We start from the raw sequence: 14,268 nt of genomic DNA, 5'->3' as shown, positions 1-14,268 counted from the left end.
CCTCTCCGGTCCGGAGATCAACGTACTGCCGCCGCGCCCTTCGACGTACCCGCACCGGACGGGAACATCCGCCCCCGCAGCCGGTGTTGTGGCGTACCGGAACGGTGACGTCGTGAGGCAGCCGCACACCTCTGGAGGAGACCGTATGACCGCCCTGACCCGGTTGGAACGCGAGCAATTCCTGGCCGAACCCCATGTGGCCGCGCTGTCGGTGGACGCCGGAGAGGGACGGGCGCCGCTCTCCGTGCCGATCTGGTACCAGTACGAGCCCGGCGGCGACATCTGGATCCTCACCGGCCTCGGCTCCCGCAAGCAGCGGCTGATCGAGGCGGCGGGCCGCTTCTCCCTCATGGTGGACACGGTCGAGCCGAAGCTGAAGTACGTGTCGGTGGAGGGCCCGGTCCTCGACACCACCCCCGCCACGATCGAACTGCTCCGGGAGATCTCCGCGCGCTACCTGCCGCCCGAGAAGGTGGAGGCGTACGTCGACTTCGCCTGGAAGAACCACGGCGAGCAGGTGATCATCCGGCTGCGCCCGGAGCGCTGGGTGTCATCCGACATCGGTTCGTTGTAGACGGCACCCCGGGTGAGAATCGGGTTATGGGAACAGATCTTCACGCACTCCTGAGATCACTGCGGGTATGGGCCCCCGAGGCCACCACCCTGCCCCCCTTCGACCCGGCCACCGCCCCCGCCGAACCGCTCCCCCTCTTCACGGAGTGGTTCGCGGAGGCGGTGGCGGCGGGCCAGCCCGAACCGCACACGATGTCCCTGGCCACCTCGGACGAGGCCGGCCACCCGGACGTGCGCACGGTGATGCTGCACGGCGCCGACACCACGGGCTGGACCTTCGCCACCCACGTCACCAGCCGCAAGGGCCACCACCTCGCCGCCCGCCCCTACGCCGCCCTCGGCTTCTACTGGCCGACTCTGGGCCGCCAGGTCCGCGTCCGCGGCCCGGTCACCGCGGCCCCCGCCCAGGAGGGCCAGGCCGACCTCCACGCCCGCTCGACGGGCGCCCTGGCCGCCGCGCTCACCGGCCACCAGAGCGAGGTCCTGGGCTCCCTGGAGGAGTTGGCCGAGGCCTCCGAGACAGCCTGGACCGAGGCCCAGTCCCGACCGGACGCCCCGGTCCCGACGTGGACCCTGTACCGCCTGGCCCCACAGGAGGTGGAGTTCTTCCAGGGAGACGCCCGGCGACGCCATGTGCGGCTGACGTACCGCCGTACGGGAGAGCAGGGATGGACGTCGACTCTGCTCTGGCCGTGAGAGAACGCGCCGGGGTCAGCCCAGGAAGTCGTACACCTCGAACTCGGCCACCCCCCGGTACCCCACCCTCCGGTACAGCCCGTTGCTCGTGCTGTTCGCCAGGTCCGTGAACAGCAGTACGTCCTCGGCCCCGGCCGCCAGCGCCCCCCGGCTCGCCGCCACCGTCGCGGCTCCCGCGTACCCCTGCCCCCGGAAACCGGCCGGCGTGTAGACGGGCGCCACCCGTACCTGCCCGGCGACCATGGGATGCGTTCCGGCCATGGACACGGGCGCCCCGTCCGGGGTCTCCCAGAGCACCACGCCCCCGGAGCGGATCCGGGCGTCGGCCCAGGACTCGGCGTCACCGGCGGCGACATTCCCGACGGCCTCCGCGAACTCCTCGTGCCAGCGCACCAGCAGCTCGCGGTCCCGTGCCCCCGCGACCCTGGCCCGCCCCTGGGGCATCGGTGACGGTGGCGTCAACTCACCCAGGCGGTAGAGCTGTTGGCGCTGACGCAGCTCGGCCTTGGCGCCCGTGCGCCGCTGCCACGCCTCTGCGAAGGCACCGGCCGTCGCCTGCTCGGCGGACATCCCCGGCAGGGCGTGCCCGAGCCCCGCCAGCTGCTCGGCCAGCGCCTCCAGCATCGCCCCCTCCTCCGCCTCCGCCACCGCGAGCGGCGTGAGGGTCAGCCGGTACGGCGGCGTACGGAACCACGCTCCCCGGACCGCGCCCCCGCCCTCCAGCACCCCGAAGACCGGCGCCTCGGCCCCGTACGCCTGCGGCCCCCGCACCCGCAGCGTCTCGGTCACCGTCAGCGGGACGGTGTGCAGCACCGGCCGCGAGTGCAGGAAGGTTCCGGCAACGCCGAGGAACTCACCGAGATCCTCGATCACCACCCACCTCATCGACCCGCCACCTCCGGATCCGTGGCCAGCCGGGCGTGCAGATGGACATCCCGGAAGGCGTCCTGCCGTCCCGCCTCGAACATCGCGCCCCGGAGCGTCCCCTCGTAGGGGAAGCCGCAGCGCTCCGCTATCCGGCAGGACGCGTCGTGGCCGAGGGCGTGGCCGAGTTCGAGACGGTGGAGGCCGAGGTCGGTGAAGGTCCAGCGGGCGACGAGGGTGAGGGCGCGGGCGGTGACGCGGTGGCCGCGGGCCTCGGGGAGGACCCAGTAGCCGATGCGGGCGACACGTACGACGTGGTCGATCTCGTGGACGCCGACGTGCCCCAGTGTCGTGTCGCTGTTCGCGTCCGTGACGCGGAAGGCGACGCTGACGCCGTCCGCCGCGGCCTTTGCGGCCGCGCGGAGCGAGGCGCGGGCGTCGTCGAGGTCGGCGATCGCCTTCAGGGGGGTGTTCCAGCGCCGGAACTCGGGGTCGGAGCGGCCGCGCAGCCAGGTCTCGGCGTCGGCGTCGGAGTCCGCGTCCCAGTGGCGCAGGCGCAGCCCGTGGCCGAGCAGTTCGGGAGCGGGGTGGCTCGGGGACCGTTCACGTGTATGGGCCATCGGGCCATTGAATACGGAAGGAGGGCCGCCGATCACCCCTCTCCGGCGGAACATCTCATCCTCTCGGCCGGAACACCGGGATCCCCTGCCGGAAATCGACCTCCAGCGCCATGCCGGCCCGCAGTGTCCGCGGCGGGGCGTCCACGAGTTCCGTCATCATCCGTGGTCCTTCGGCGAGTTGGACGACCGCGGCGACGTAGGGCGTGCGCTGACCGAAGGGCGGCAGGTCGTTGCGGTGGACGACGGACCAGGTGTAGAGCTCGGCCCGGCCGCTCGCCGCCTCCCACGTCACGTCCTCGCTCCAGCAGTGCGGGCAGAACTCGCGGGGGTAGTGGTGGGTGCGTCCGCACGCCCCGCAGCGGCGTACGAGCAGCCGTCCTTCTTCTGCCGCGTCCCAGTAGGTGCGCGTGAAAGCGTCCGGCTCCGGCACATCGAAGCGCGCGTCCATCAGGAGCCCCCTCCCTCAGAAAAGGCCCAGCGCCGCGTCCAGCGACCACTTCTGCCAGGACATCGCGAACAGCGCGACCACCGATATCAGCCCCATCATGGCGTTCTGCCCCTGCTCGGCCCAGTCATGGATCATCAGCGTGAAGTAGAGGACGTTGAGCAGCAGCCCGCCCACCAGAGCCACTGGTGTCAGCAGGCCCACCACCAGCCCCAGCCCCACCGCCAACTCCGCGTACACGACGATGTACGCCATCGTTCGCGGCCGGGGCGCGACCACCGTCTCGAAGCCCGAACGGACCGCGTTCCAGCGGTGCTTGGCGGCGACGTCCGCCGCCCACGCGATGCCGGTCCCCCGCTCGAACCAGCCCTTCTTGTCCTTGTGCCGCCAGCTCTCCAGCCACCACAGCCCGAGCCCGATCCGCAGCAGGGCCAGCCATTGCGCGCCGGTGAGCCAGATGGAGTCCATGGATCTGACGGTACGTCAGATAAAGCCCCGCGGGGAAGACCGCGGCTAAGCCACCCCGAGGCGGTAGCCCCCGGCCGTACAGGTCCACAGGATGCGGTGCCGGTTTCCCGTCATGAGTTCCCGGCCACCGCCCACCACGGCGCCGAGCCCCACGTACGGGCGCTCGGCGCCGCGGCTTTCGCGCACTCCGCCCGCACAACCAGGTGACGTACGCCACGAGCCCCACCCACTCCTCCTACAGGCGTGATCAATCCGAAACCAATTCCGGTCTTGACCGAGACCCATCAACCGGAACCCTGATTACGCTCGCGCACATGGCCGACTCCGCAGCGCCCCCCGCGCCCTCCACCGCCCGCCCCGTGTACGTCATCGGCGGCGGTCCGGGCGGGCTCGCCGTCGCCCACGCGCTGCGGGCCCAGGGCATACGTGCCGTGGTGCTGGAGAAGTCCGACCGTGTCGGGGCGTCCTGGCGGCGCCACTACGACCGGCTCCACCTGCACACCACCCGCCGCCTCTCGGCGCTCCCGGGGCTCGCGATGCCGCGCCGGTTCGGGCGCTGGGTGTCACGCGACGACGTCGTCCGCTACCTGGAGAAGTACGCCGAGCACCATGAGCTGGAGATCGTCACCGGCGTGGAGGTCTCCCGCGTCGAACGTTCCCCCGACGGCACCGGCTGGCTTCTGCACGCCACCGGCGGCCGCGAACTGACCGGCGCCGCGGTGGTCGTGGCGACCGGCTACAACCACACACCGCTGGTGCCGGACTGGCCGGGCCTCACCTCGTACGCCGGTGAGCTCGTGCACGCCGCCGACTACCGCAACGCCGACCCCTACGCCGGCCGGGACGTCCTGGTCGTCGGCGCCGGCAACACCGGTGCCGAGATCGCCGTGGACCTGGTGGAGGGCGGGGCCGGGCGTGTCCGGCTGTCCGTGCGCACCGCCCCGCACATCGTCCGCCGCTCGACGGCGGGCTGGGCCGCCCAGTACACGGGGGTGCTCGTACGACGGCTGCCGGTCGGGCTCGTCGACCGGCTCGCCCGGCCCCTGGCGAAGCTCAGCGTGCCCGACCTGTCCGAGCACGGTCTGCCCCGCCCCGACACCGGCCTCTACACCCGGGTCCGCCAGGGCGCCATCCCCGTCCAGGACGTCGGCCTCATCGACGCCGTGCGCAAGGGCAAGGTCGAGGTCGTGGCCGCCGTCGACGGCTTCGAGAAGGACGAGGTGCTCCTCGCCGACGGCACCCGCATCACCCCGGACACCGTGATCGCGGCCACCGGCTACGCCCGCTCCCTGGAGGACCTCGTCGGCCACCTCGACGTCCTCGACGCGCGGGGGCTGCCGGTGGTCAACGGCGCCCGCTGCCCCGCCGACGCCCCGGGCCTCTTCTTCAGCGGCTACGTCACTCCGATCAGCGGCACGTTCCGGGAACTGGCGATCGACGCGGTGAAGATCGCGAAGGCGGTCGCCAAGGACGGGGCCCGGCAGGTCTCCAGACTTCCCGTCTGACGCGGAATCCCTCAACTCACTGACGTACCGCTTCCGTTACTCATGGGTCAGAAGTGCCCGGAGAGCTGTACGGCGCCACCGCATGGGGCCAGAATGTGAGCACTGTTCATGTTCTGGCTCCACTCCAACCTCTCGCACCCGACGGAGGATGCACGTGGCACGTGAAAGACAGCTCCCCCAGCCCGCCCAACTCCCCCGGCCCTCCCGGCTCTCGCGCCGCACCCTGCTGGGCGGTGCCGCCGCCACCGCCGGTGCCGCCGCCCTCGCCGGCACCGCGGCCTCGCCCGCCGCCGCGGCCACCCGCGAGGCCGACGTGGTCGTCATCGGCGCCGGGCTCGCCGGCCTCACCGCGGCCCGCGACCTGGTGGCGGCCGGCAAGTCCGTGATCGTCCTGGAGGCCCGTGACCGCGTCGGCGGCCGGGTCGTGAACCTCCCGCTCGCGAACGGCGGGGTCACCGAGGGCGGCGGCGAGTTCATCGGCCCCACCCAGGACCGCATCAAGGCCCTCGCGGACTCCCTCGGCGTGGGCACCTTCGCCACCTACAACACCGGCAAGAACCTCCTCTACAAGGACGGCAAGAAGACCGCGTACGCCACCGACGGTCTCCTGGGCTCGGTTCCGCCCATCGACGCGGCCGGCCTCGCCAACGCCGCGATCGTGCAGGCCACCCTGGACGACCTGGCCAAGCAGATACCGGTCGACGCGCCCTGGACCGCCGCGAAGGCCGACGAATGGGACCGGCAGACCTTCGAGACCTGGCTGCGCGCCAACGCCGTCATCCCGTCGGCCAAGTTCCTCTTCGACGTGGCCTGCACCTCGATCTTCTCGGCCGAACCCCGTGAACTCTCCTTCCTGTTCGTGCTCTTCTACATCGCCGCCGCGGGCAACGAGACCAACGTCGGCACCCTGGAGCGCCTCACCGAGACCGCGAACGGCGCCCAGGAGCTGCGCTTCGTCGGCGGCTCCCAGCTGGTGCCGATCAAGCTCGCCGCCACCCTCGGCGACCGGGTGGTGCTGAACGCCCCGGTGCGCACCATCGCCAAGTCCGGCGGCAAGTACGTCGTGACGGCCGACGGCACCACCGTCACCGCCAAGAAGGTCGTCGTCGCCGTGCCCCCGCCGATTGCCGCCCGCATCACCTACGACCCGCTGCTCCCGGCCTCCCGCGACCAGCTCACCCAGCGGCTGCCGATGGCCTCGGTCGGCAAGGCCATCGCGATCTACGACACGCCGTTCTGGCGTGCCGACGGCCTCAACGGCCAGGTCGTCAGCGACACCGGGGTGGTCAGCTCCACCTTCGACAACTCCCCGCCCGACGCCTCCTACGGCGCCCTGATGGGCTTCATCGAGGCCGACGAGGCCCGCAAGTACGACGGGGCGAGCGAGGCGGAGGTCAAGGCGGCCGTCCTGAAGGACTACACGACCTACTTCGGCGCGAAAGCGGCCTCCCCCACCTCCTTCGTCCTGCAACGCTGGAACAACGAGACCTACACCCGCGGCGGCCCCGTCTCCATCGCCGCCCCGGGCGTCCTGACCCAGTACGGCCCCTCCCTGCGTACTCCCGTCGGCGGCATCCACTGGGCCGGCACGGAGACCTCCGTCCACTGGATGGGGTTCATGGACGGTGCGGTGCGGTCGGGCGAGCGGGTGGCGAAGGAGGTGCTGGCGGTGCTGTGAGCGGTGCTCGCGGCGCCGTGTGAGCGGTTCCGTCGGCGTGCTCTGCCCAACTTTGTGTGCACAGCCATTCCTGACACAGCGTCAGTTCCTTTAATCTGACACTGCGTCAGTTAATCGCTGTCACACAGGAGCGGGCGGACCGATGCTTGGATCAACCCACGGCACCCTCACCACCGACTCCCGCCGGGCCCGGGTCATCGCTTGCGGCGAGCAACCCGGGCCCGCCGTCCACGGCAGGCCGGCCGAGGTCGACGACCTCGACGTCAGCGGCCGGCCGCTGTACTGCGACGTCCCCGATCTGGACCGGTTCTTCCGGCCGGAGTCGGTCGCCGTCATCGGCGCCTCCGACACCGAGGGGCGCCCGAACACCGGTGTCACCCGGCAGTTGGTGGCCTGGGCCGAGCGGGTCGGGGCCCGGCTGCACCCGGTGCATCCCACCCGCCCGTCCGTCTTCGGCATCCCCTGCTCCCCTTCCGTAGCCGACCTGCCCGAACAGGTCGATCTCGCCGTGCTGCTGGTCGCCGACCCGCTTCCCGTGGTCGAGGAACTGGCCGAGGCCAAGGTGAAGTTCGCCGTCGTCTTCGCCTCCGGGTTCGCGGAGACCGGCGAGGAGGGCGCCGCCGCCCAGGCCCGGCTCGCCGCGGCCGTGCGACGGTCGGGGCTCCGGCTGCTGGGGCCCAACACCAACCTCAACGCCTTCGAGCGGTTCCGTGACGACCTCGACGGACCGGCGATCGCCCTCATCACCCAGTCCGGCCACCAGGGCCGCCCCGTCTTCGCCCTCCAGGAGCTCGGCATCCGCCTCTCCCACTGGGCGCCGACCGGCAACGAGGCCGACCTGGAGACCGCCGACTTCCTCTCCTACTTCGCCGAGCGGCCCGAGGTCGGCGCGATCGCCTGCTACCTCGAAGGACTGAAGGACGGCCGCTCCTTCCTGCTCGCCGCCGACCGGGCCGCCCGCCGCAAGGTGCCGGTGGTCGCGGTCAAGGTGGGCCGCACCGAGACCGGAGCCCGCACGGCCGCCTCCCACACCGGCAAGCTGACCGGCGCGGACGCGGTGGTGGACGCGGCGATGCGGCAGTACGGAGTGATCCGGGTCGACGGTCTCGACGAACTCCAGGACACCGCCGCCCTGTTGGCCCGGGCCCGCCCACCGCACGCCGAGGGGGTCGTCGTCTATTCGATCTCGGGCGGCACGGGCGCGCACTTCGCCGACCTGGCGACGGAGGCGGGGCTGAGGCTGCCCACGCTCTCGGACACCAAGCAGGTGGAGCTGCACCAGTGGATACCCGAGTACCTGAACGTGGCCAACCCCGTGGACAACGGCGGCCATCCCGTCGGCGACTGGCGCGGCCGGAAGATCATCGACGCGATCCTCGACGACCCGGCGGTCGGGGTGCTGATCTGCCCGGTCACCGGCCCCTTCCCGCCCCTGAGCGACAAGCTCGTCCAGGACCTGGTGGACGCGGCCGAGCGGACGGACAAGCTGGTCTGCGTGGTGTGGGGCTCGCCGGTCGGCACCGAGCCGGCCTACCGCGAGGTCCTCCTCGGCTCCTCCCGGGTGGCCACCTTCCGCACGGTCGGGAACTGCATCACCGCGGTCCGCGCCTACCTCGACCACCACCGCTTCGTCGCCGCCTACCGCTCCCCCCTCGACGAGGCCCCGCGCACCACGTCCCCGTCCTTCCGCAAGGCACAGGCCCTGATGCGGCCGGGCCAGCAGCTGAGCGAGCACGCGGCGAAGCAACTGCTGCGGGCGTACGGCATCCGCGTACCGCGCGAGCAGCTGGTGACCAGCGCGGCGGCGGCCGTACGGGCGGCGGGTCAGGTGGGCTACCCGGTGGTGATGAAGGCGTCCGGCGCGCAGATCGCCCACAAGACCGAACTCGGCCTGGTGAAGATCGAGCTCACCTCCGCCAGCCAGGTCCGGGACGCCTACCGGGAGTTGACCGACATCGCCCGCTACGAGGGCGTCTGCCTGGACGGCGTCCTGGTCTGCCAGATGGTCGAGCGGGGTGTCGAGATGGTCGTCGGCGTCACCCACGACGACCTCTTCGGACCGACCGTCACGGTCGGGCTCGGCGGGGTGCTGGTCGAGGTGCTGCGCGACACCGCCGTACGCGTGCCCCCCTTCGGGGAGGAACAGGCCCGGGACATGTGCGGTGAGCTGCGCGGGCGAGCCCTGCTGGACGGGGTCCGGGGGCGCCCCCCGGCGGACCTCGACGCGCTCGTCGAGGTCATCCTGCGGGTGCAGCGCATGGCGCTGGAGCTCGGGGACGAACTGGCCGAACTGGACATCAATCCGCTGATGGTGCTGCCCCGCGGGCAGGGCGCCGTGGCGCTGGACGCGCTGGCGGTGTGCCGCTGATGCCGTCGGCAGGGGTGCGCCAGGAGACACGCGACCAGGTCTCGCACATCACGCTCGACCGGCCCGAGGCCCTCAACGCCCTCACCCCCGCACAGCGGGGCCACCTCATCGGGCTGCTCGGCGACGCCTCCGGCGACCCTCAGGTGCGGGCCGTGGTGCTGACCGGCACGGGGCGGGGGTTCTGTGCGGGCGCGGATCTGCGAGGGGCGCCCGCGGGAGGCGACCGGGTCCCCGGTGACGTCGCCCGCACGATCCGGCTCGGCGCCCAGCGGCTGATCACGGCCGTCCTCGACTGCGAGAAACCCGTGATCGCCGCGGTGAACGGGACGGCGGCGGGCATCGGCGCACACCTCGCGCTCGCCTGCGACCTCGTCCTCGCGGCCGAATCGGCCCGGTTCATCGAGGTGTTCGTGCGCCGGGGACTCGTACCGGACGGAGGTGGCGCCTATCTGCTGACCCGGCTGATCGGCCCGCAACGCGCCAAGGAGCTGATGTTCTTCGGCGACGCGCTGAGCGCCGCCGACGCCGAGCGCCTCGGCCTGGTCAACCGGGTCGTGCCGGACGGGGAGCTGGACAAGACGGCCCGTGAATGGGCGGCCCGCCTCGCCGCGGGGCCGACCCGTGCCCTCGTCCTGACCAAGCAGCTCGTCAACGCCTCCCTCGACAGCGACCGCGCCACCGCGTTCGCCGCGGAGGCGGCCGCGCAGGAGATCAACATGACGACCGAGGACGCCCAGGAGGGGGTGGCGAGCTTCGTCGAGCGGCGGAGCCCGGAGTTCCGGGGGCGGTGACTCAGTCCCGCGTGAGGATCCGCAGGGCCCCCGCGTCCGGGTCGCCGAACAGGACGAACAGCTCGGGCTCGCGCTCGGTGCCGCCGATCGTCCAGAGCGTCGGCACCCCGCATCCGCCGTCGACGCGCAGTCCGACGCCGTCACGGTCCGCGTCCTCGCCCTTGTCCGCCCGCACCGGTTCCCAGGCGCCGGTGCCCTCGCACACGGTGTAGGGCGGGTCGGCGGACCAGTCGTCGTGCTCCGACACGGTGGGCAGCGCGGTGAGTTCGGCCCGGCCGCCCGGGTGCAGCCGCAGGACCGAGCCGTCCTCGCCACGCCATACGCCGGCGAGCTGCCCGGCGGACAGCTTCGGGGGCTCGTACTCCTCGACGATCCCGGTCTCGGTGGCCAGCACGGCGCCCCCGAAGACGACCATGAACAGCACGAAGGAAACCCCCGCCGACAGGATCCACGTCCCCGCGCACCCCCACGCCCGCCCACGGGACCGGCCACTGCGCCCGAAGTACGCCACACCGAGCACCGGGAGGATCCCGAGGGCCACGAAGACGGCGGCCGTGGCGGCGAACGGCAGGCCGCCCGGCACGGCGACAGCGCCCGCCCAGATCACCCCGAGCACCGCCGCCCACGTCAGGTGCCACGCCCACTCGGGTCCGCGGACGCGGCGGACGGTGGCCCGGGCGAGCACAGCGGCCGGCAGGGTCTGCGCGCACGCGTGCAGCAGTCCCGAGAACGGCAGCCACAGCGGCGCGAGGAGAAGCAGACAGGCCAGCCCGTACGCGGCGCCCGAGCCGCCGTAGTCGTCGCCCGTCGTGACGTCGACGTACGCGATCAGCACGGCCGCCGGCAGCTGTGCCGCCCCCACCGCCGCGGCCGCGTTGACCGCGACCGAATCCCCGGCCCGCCGGGCACGCCCGAGCTCGTGCCGTATGTCTCCCCACCCCATGCGCGCAGCGTACGCAGCCGCCTTCGCCGCCTTCGCACACCCCTTCCTATCTGACGAACCGTCAGCTTCAATGGGAGTGTGATGGGACAAGCAGGTATGGCCGAGGCCGCCGTCCGCTATCTCCGGTCGGCCGGCGCGGCGCCCGTGGACGCGTTGCCGCGGCCCGAGCTGCGCTGTGTCCGCGAGGACGAGCGAGCGCCGGTCGGACCGACCGAGTTCCGGCGGGTGCTCGGGAGCTTCGCCTCCGGCGTGGCCGTCGTCACCGCACCCGCCGCCGAGGGCGAGGACAGCCCCGCCGGCTTCGCCTGCCAGTCCTTCGCCGCCCTGTCCCTCGACCCGCCCCTCGTCGCCTTCATGGTCGGCCGTACGTCGACGACCTGGCCCCGTATCGCCCGCGCCGGGGTGTTCTGCGTCAACGTCCTCGCCGCCCACCAGGGCGAACTGTGCCGTGGCTTCGCGGTGAGCGGTGCGGACAAGTTCGCGGGCATCGCCTTCGACGCGGCACCGGCGTCCGGCTCACCGCGGCTGGCGGACACGCTCGCGTGGATCGACTGCACGATCCACGCCGTGCACACGGGCGGCGACCACCTCATCGTGGTGGGGCGGGTGGACGCGCTGGGGACGGGCGACGAGGACCGGGCGCCCCTGCTCTTCCACAAGGGACGGTTCGTCTAGCTAGTGCCGCGGCAGGCAACGTTTGCCCGTCAAGGAGCGGCGTCCGGTGCGTGCTCTCGGCGTGCCGGCCGGAAGCCCTCGTACTGGACGTACTTGGGCTTTCGGCCGGTGCGGCGAGAGTGCGTGCCGGGCGTCGCGACGGGGCAAACGTTGCCTGCCGCGGCACTAGACCACGGCCGGGACCAGCGCTGTCGGCCTGCGCCGGATCACCAGCGCCATCAGCGCCGCCGCCGCGCACAGCGCCCCGGACGCGTACCAGGTCATGTCGTACTCACCGAAGACGTCCCGCACCACACCGCCGACGAACGCGACGAGCGCCGCCCCCACCTGGTGCGAGGCGAGGACCCAGCCGAAGACGATCGCGCTGTCGTCGCCGTAGTGCTCACGGCACAGGGCGACGGTGGGCGGGACGGTGGCGACCCAGTCGAGGCCGTAGAAGACGATGAAGAAGAGCATCGGCGGGTGGACGCTCGGCCCGAGCAGCATGGGCAGGAACAGCAGCGAGATGCCGCGCAGGGCGTAGTACACCGCGAGCAGCCGGCGCGCGTCGAAACGGTCGGTGAACCAGCCCGAGGCGATGGTGCCGACCACGTCGAACACCCCGATGACCGCGAGCAGCGAGGCCGCCGCCGTGATGGGCATGCCGTGGTCGTGGGCGGCCGGCACGAAGTGGGTCTGGATCAGGCCGTTGGTGGAGGCGCCGCAGATCGCGAAGGTGCCGGCGAGCAGCCAGAACGGGCCGGTGCGGGCGGCCTTGAAGAGCACGGTGACCGCGCGGCGGGCGGCGCCCGGCACACGGGCTCCGGCTTGGGCACGAACTCCTTCGCGCCGTACGGCTTCAGGCCCACGTCGGCCGGGTGGTCGCGCAGCAGCAGCCAGACGAAGGGGACGACCGCGAGGGCGGCCAGAGCCACGGTGACGGCCGCCGGGCGCCAGTCGTGCTTCTCGACCATCCAGGACAGCACGGGCAGGAAGATCAGCTGGCCGGAGGCGGAGGCGGCGGTCAGGATGCCGGTGACCAGGCCGCGCCGTTCGGTGAACCAGCGGTTGGTGACCGTCGCCGCGAACGCCAGCGCCATCGAGCCGGAGCCCAGACCGACCAGCAGGCCCCAGCACAGCAGCAGCTGCCAGGCCGCCGTCATCCACACCGTCAGCCCCGAGCCCAACGCGATCACGGTCAGCGCCACGGCGACGACCCGGCGGATGCCGTAGCGGTCCATCAGCGCGGCCGCGAAGGGGGCGGTGAGCCCGTACAGCGCGAGGTTGATCGAGACGGCCGCGCCGATCGTGCCGCGTGACCAGCCGAAGTCCTCGTGCAACGGGTCGATGAGCAGTCCGGGCAGCGAGCGGAAAGCGGCCGCGCCGATGATCGTCACGAACGTGACGGCGGCGACGAACCAGGCGCGATGGATGCGGGTGCGCTTCTTTCCCGTGCGGGGTGCCTGTGCGGCGGCTTCGGTTGTCTGGGTCACGACATAGAGCTTCCGGCCTGGCCGCCCGCCGATCCACTGGCCCGAAGGACAGCATTCGTTAGGATCGGGCCATGGCCACGTCCGAGGAACCGTTCCGCCCGCACCGCGTCGCCGTCCTCGCCATGGACGGTCTGCTCCCCTTCGAGCTGGGCATCCCGCACCGCATCTTCGGCCGCCCCAGGGACCGTCTGGGACGGCGTCTGTACGAGGTCGTCACCTGCTCGATCCGGCCGCCGGGCCCGGTCCGCACGGACTCCGACTTCGACGTCATGGTCACCAACGGCCCGGAGACCCTGGCCACCGCGGACACCGTGATCGTCCCGGCGTCCTACGAGTTCGGCCCGGTCTACGAGGACGGTGTCCTCACCCCCGAGCTGGCCGCCGCGCTCGCCCACATCCGGCCCGGCACCCGGCTCGCCTCCATCTGCACCGGCGTCTACGTCCTCGCCGCCGCGGGCTACCTCGACGGCCGCCCCGCCACCACGCACTGGGCTGACGCCGAGCGTCTCCAGCGGCTCTTCCCGCAGATCGCGGTCGACCCGAACGTCCTGTACGTCGACGACGGCGACGTCCTCACCTCCGCGGGCGTCGCCGCCGGCATCGACCTGTGCCTGCACATGCTCCGCCGCGACCACGGCAGCGCCGTCGCCAACGCGGTGGCCCGGCGCACGGTCGTACCGCCGCACCGCGAGGGCGGCCAGGCGCAGTACATCCGGCGCCCCGTGCCGGAGCCCCAGCTGGCCACCACGACCACCGCCCGCGCCTGGGCCCTGGGCCGCCTCCACGAGCCGATCCAGCTGCGGGACATGGCCGAGCAGGAGTCGATGTCCGTACGGACCTTCACGCGCCGCTTCCGCGAGGAGGTCGGCATCAGCCCCGGACAGTGGCTCACCCAGCAGCGGGTGGAACACGCCCGGCACCTGCTGGAGTCCACCGACCTCTCCGTCGACCAGATCGCCCGCGACGCCGGTTTCGGCACGGCCCAGTCCATGCGCCAGCACCTACAGGCGGCCCTCGGCGTCACACCCACCAGCTACCGGCGCACCTTCCGCACGGGGAGCGGGATCACCGGCTAGGTCCGCGGTGGCGCTCGAGCCTCGCGGACGCCATCGACGGACAGCTCAGCGACGTCACGCGAGCCCGGCCGGACGGCATCGAGGGAGACGGGTT

Annotated in this window: 13 protein-coding genes and 1 pseudogene; 8 read left to right on the top strand and 6 right to left on the bottom strand. The window is 72.4% G+C overall.

The window, feature by feature from the left end; translation table 11 throughout:
* The first annotated feature begins 145 nt into the window (after positions 1–145).
* Entirely contained in the window at positions 146–574 is a 429-nt protein-coding gene (locus tag QF037_RS26675; RefSeq protein WP_307029351.1) for a pyridoxamine 5'-phosphate oxidase family protein, read from the top strand.
* Between the two features lie 26 nt (positions 575–600).
* The gene (locus QF037_RS26670) at positions 601–1,269 is read left to right on the top strand and encodes a pyridoxine/pyridoxamine 5'-phosphate oxidase (protein WP_307029349.1); all 669 of its coding nucleotides are present in this window, start codon (positions 601–603) and stop codon (positions 1,267–1,269) included.
* 15 nt (positions 1,270–1,284) lie between these two features.
* On the opposite strand, the gene QF037_RS26665 is transcribed toward QF037_RS26670, so the two are convergent.
* From QF037_RS26665 to QF037_RS26650, 4 genes are read right to left on the bottom strand one after another with little or no spacing between them, the layout of a single operon-like run.
* On the bottom strand, positions 1,285–2,154 hold the full coding sequence (locus QF037_RS26665; RefSeq protein ID WP_307029347.1) for a GNAT family N-acetyltransferase: 870 nt from the start codon (positions 2,152–2,154) through the stop codon (positions 1,285–1,287).
* Positions 2,151–2,753 (bottom strand): GNAT family N-acetyltransferase, encoded by a 603-nt coding sequence (locus QF037_RS26660; RefSeq protein ID WP_307029345.1) that lies wholly within the window; start codon positions 2,751–2,753, stop codon positions 2,151–2,153. Before QF037_RS26660 ends, QF037_RS26665 begins: the two co-directional genes overlap by 4 nt.
* Before the next feature lie 55 nt (positions 2,754–2,808).
* On the bottom strand, positions 2,809–3,201 hold the full coding sequence (locus QF037_RS26655; RefSeq protein WP_307029343.1) for a Zn-ribbon domain-containing OB-fold protein: 393 nt from the start codon (positions 3,199–3,201) through the stop codon (positions 2,809–2,811).
* A 15-nt stretch (positions 3,202–3,216) separates the two neighbouring features.
* A complete protein-coding gene (locus QF037_RS26650) occupies positions 3,217–3,666 on the bottom strand; it encodes a DoxX family protein (RefSeq protein WP_307029341.1) in 450 nt (149 codons plus the stop codon).
* Between the two features lie 314 nt (positions 3,667–3,980).
* Here QF037_RS26650 and QF037_RS26645 point away from each other — a divergent pair, with 314 nt between their 5' ends.
* The 4 genes from QF037_RS26645 to QF037_RS26630 all read left to right on the top strand — a co-directional run bounded on the left by QF037_RS26645 (position 3,981) and on the right by QF037_RS26630 (position 10,008).
* On the top strand, positions 3,981–5,171 hold the full coding sequence (locus QF037_RS26645; protein WP_307029339.1) for a flavin-containing monooxygenase: 1,191 nt from the start codon (positions 3,981–3,983) through the stop codon (positions 5,169–5,171).
* Positions 5,172–5,325: 154 nt separating this feature from the next.
* Positions 5,326–6,849 (top strand): flavin monoamine oxidase family protein, encoded by a 1,524-nt coding sequence (locus QF037_RS26640; protein WP_307029337.1) that lies wholly within the window; start codon positions 5,326–5,328, stop codon positions 6,847–6,849.
* Positions 6,850–6,991: 142 nt separating this feature from the next.
* Positions 6,992–9,217, top strand: coding sequence for an acetate--CoA ligase family protein (locus QF037_RS26635; RefSeq protein WP_307029335.1), 2,226 nt, complete (start codon positions 6,992–6,994; stop codon positions 9,215–9,217).
* Positions 9,217–10,008 carry an enoyl-CoA hydratase/isomerase family protein gene (locus QF037_RS26630; protein ID WP_307029333.1) on the top strand — a complete coding sequence of 264 codons (792 nt, stop codon included), beginning with the start codon at positions 9,217–9,219 and terminating at the stop codon, positions 10,006–10,008. Before QF037_RS26635 ends, QF037_RS26630 begins: the two co-directional genes overlap by 1 nt.
* A 1-nt stretch (position 10,009) precedes the next feature.
* On the opposite strand, the gene QF037_RS26625 is transcribed toward QF037_RS26630, so the two are convergent.
* Positions 10,010–10,951, bottom strand: a complete 942-nt coding sequence (locus QF037_RS26625) for a hypothetical protein (RefSeq protein ID WP_307029331.1) — start codon at positions 10,949–10,951, stop codon at positions 10,010–10,012.
* A gap of 81 nt (positions 10,952–11,032) precedes the next feature.
* On the opposite strand from QF037_RS26625, the gene QF037_RS26620 reads away from it, so the two are divergent.
* Positions 11,033–11,626 carry a flavin reductase family protein gene (locus QF037_RS26620; RefSeq protein ID WP_307029329.1) on the top strand — a complete coding sequence of 198 codons (594 nt, stop codon included), beginning with the start codon at positions 11,033–11,035 and terminating at the stop codon, positions 11,624–11,626.
* Between the two features lie 165 nt (positions 11,627–11,791).
* On the opposite strand, the pseudogene QF037_RS26615 reads toward QF037_RS26620, so the two are convergent.
* Positions 11,792–13,098: pseudogene (locus QF037_RS26615) on the bottom strand (MFS transporter).
* 71 nt (positions 13,099–13,169) lie between these two features.
* On the opposite strand from QF037_RS26615, the gene QF037_RS26610 reads away from it, so the two are divergent.
* Positions 13,170–14,174, top strand: a complete 1,005-nt coding sequence (locus QF037_RS26610) for a GlxA family transcriptional regulator (RefSeq protein WP_307029327.1) — start codon at positions 13,170–13,172, stop codon at positions 14,172–14,174.
* Positions 14,175–14,268 lie beyond the last annotated feature (94 nt).

The organism is Streptomyces canus, assembly GCF_030815415.1.
GTDB lineage: Bacteria > Actinomycetota > Actinomycetes > Streptomycetales > Streptomycetaceae > Streptomyces > Streptomyces canus_F.
The sequence above is the reverse complement of the archived record's forward strand: the minus strand, read 5'-3'. Positions and strand labels throughout refer to the sequence as shown.